Origin of the sequence: Streptomyces sp. NRRL S-495 (assembly GCF_000966955.1) — a bacterium.
Lineage (GTDB): Bacteria > Actinomycetota > Actinomycetes > Streptomycetales > Streptomycetaceae > Kitasatospora > Kitasatospora purpeofusca.
Genome location: NZ_JZWY01000933.1, coordinates 1 through 1,626, shown reverse-complemented (window position 1 = coordinate 1,626; position 1,626 = coordinate 1). Strand labels below are relative to the sequence as shown.

The window sequence follows — 1,626 nt, the reverse complement described above, 5'->3', positions numbered from 1 at the left end:
GCATCAGGCAAGCGAGCAGGTGCCGGGGCCGTCGCGTGGCGAGGCCGGACGATTTCGCGGAACGCCTTCTGCACCGGCGGCCGGTGCCGGGGAACGGCCGGTGAATCTGCGGTTCCGCTGCGGGGCCGGGGGCGTGACCGGGGCGGGGGAGCCGGTGGATCGGCCACGGATTGGCTGCAAACCGTGCAGACACCGATTCGGAAGAGGATCTACCGTTTCCCGCCGAGGGGGCTGCTTCGCCTGCCCTCTCGGGTTCGGGGACCGGATTTCGTACCACTCGATCTGCCCTACGGAGGAGAACTCGACATGTCCGTGAAGAAGACTGCATCCCGTCTCGCCCTCATCGCCGCGACCGCCACGCTCGCGCTCGGCGGCCCGGGCGGCCTCGGCGGCCAGGCCAACGCCAGTGTCGAGAACATCGACAGCTGGAACTCGTTCGCCTGTGCCCAGCAGGGTGGCTACTACTGCCTCTGGTACAGCCCCAACCACGGCGGTGGCTTCTGGACCAGCCGCGTCGTCGCGACTCCCACGATCAGCGGGAACTTCACCGACGGCAACCCCGTGCGGAACAACGCCGCCTCCGCCGAGAACGCGAGCGCCTGCAACGTCGGCATCTGGGTCTACCCGAACTACATGGGCGACGAGAACTGGCTGAGCCCCAACAGGGGCGGCAACCTCACCCTGTGGCTCAGGAACAACGAGGCGTCGATGGCCCTGGACGACGCCACGCGCGCCTTCTGCCCCACCGTCTGACGATCCGCCCCGTGACCAGGGCCTGCCCACCGGCACGAACACCGGTGGGCAGGCCGCCCCGCGAACCCGAAGGAGACCGGCCGTGACTGCCGCAGCGAGAGTCCGCCGAGGGCGACTCCTGGCGCCGGCGCTGATCGCCCTGGCGGTGGCCGGCTGCTCCTCCGGGCAGGCCGCGCCGCCGCCCGCCCCGGCGCCCCCGCCCGCGGTGGTGGCGACTCCCACGCCCGAGCCCTCGCAGGTGGCCGAACTCCAACTGCCGATCGCGGAGTACATGCTGACGCCCCAGCAGTCGGCCGAGCTGAAGTGGCTGAACACCAAGAAGGTCGCCATCTGCATGAAGCAGTACGGCTTCGACCTGCCGATCGCGCCGGCTCCGGTCGTCTCGGCCTCCGACTCCCTCCTGTTCCGTCGCTACGGCCTGACCGATCCGGTGAGCGTCAGCACCTGGGGCTACCACCTGCCCAAGCGCGACACCGCCACTCCGCGGGCCACGCTCTCCCCGGCGGAGAACGCCCTGCTGCTCGGCCGGGACGCCACCGGCAAACCGCTGACCAGCTCGAACGGCCAGACGGTGCCGGCCGGGGGCTGTCAGGGCAAGGTGAACACCGATCTCGGGTCGCTGCAGCCCGGCGGACAGGGCCCGGGCGGTGGCGCGTCCCAGCTCGCCGGGCAGACCAAGGCCGAGAGCTTCTCCCGCTCGATGGCCGATCCGCGGGTGAAGGAGGTCTTCGGTCGCTGGTCGGAGTGCATGCGTGCCGCCGGGTTCAGCGCGCCGAACCCGGTGGAGGCCGGAGCGGATCTGCCGTCCGTGAAGGAACCCGAGCCGGACGCCGCGGAGGTCCGCATGGCGCAGACCGATGTGGAGTGCAAGGC

At 71.0% G+C, this 1,626-nt stretch carries 2 protein-coding genes; both read left to right on the top strand.

What is annotated here, in order from left to right; all coding sequences use genetic code 11:
- Positions 1 to 306: 306 nt before the first annotated feature.
- Positions 307 to 753 (top strand): peptidase inhibitor family I36 protein, encoded by a 447-nt coding sequence (locus VR45_RS36605; protein ID WP_045944249.1) that lies wholly within the window; start codon positions 307 to 309, stop codon positions 751 to 753.
- A gap of 82 nt (positions 754 to 835) precedes the next feature.
- Positions 836 to 1,626 (top strand): hypothetical protein (locus VR45_RS36600; RefSeq protein ID WP_159394489.1); only part of this gene is annotated, 791 nt, incomplete at its 3' end.